3 tRNA genes are annotated in these 406 nt (G+C 68.5%); all 3 read right to left on the bottom strand.

What is annotated here, in order from left to right:
• Nucleotides 1-26: 26 nt before the first annotated feature.
• A tRNA-Phe gene (locus WD184_02590) sits at nucleotides 27-99 on the bottom strand.
• 15 nt (nucleotides 100-114) lie between these two features.
• Nucleotides 115-192 (bottom strand) — tRNA-Asp (locus tag WD184_02585).
• Nucleotides 193-196: 4 nt separating this feature from the next.
• Nucleotides 197-269: transfer RNA gene (locus tag WD184_02580), tRNA-Glu, on the bottom strand.
• Nucleotides 270-406 lie beyond the last annotated feature (137 nt).

Below are 406 nucleotides of genomic sequence, written 5' to 3'. Positions count from 1 at the left end.
CCCCCCCCCCCCCCCCCCCGCTTCTGTGGTCAGGGCCAGGATCGAACTGGCGACCTCTGGTTTTTCAGACCAGCGCTCTACCAACTGAGCTACCTGACCGCGTCCGAATTGGACTGGCGGGGACGACGGGATTTGAACCCGCGATCTCCGGCTTGACAGGCCGGCGTGAACTCCAGGCTTCACCACGCCCCCAGCGTGCCCCCAACGGGATTCGAACCCGTGTTGCCGGCTTGAAAGGCCGGCGTCCTAGGCCACTGGACGATGGGGGCCGGCGTCGGGCGAGGATACACCCGACACCTCCATCTCCAGCCGGGAGGCGGCCCGGAGTATATACCCCGGCACCCGAGCACCCTCCGGGGGCGGTTCTCCTCGCCCAAACGCGGTGGATGGGCCCCCGAGGGCCCAT

It is taken from the genome of Acidimicrobiia bacterium, from assembly GCA_040878325.1.
In the GTDB taxonomy this organism is placed as follows: domain Bacteria; phylum Actinomycetota; class Acidimicrobiia; order Spongiisociales; family UBA11373; genus JAUYIV01.
The sequence above is the reverse complement of the archived record's forward strand: the minus strand, read 5'-3'. Positions and strand labels throughout refer to the sequence as shown.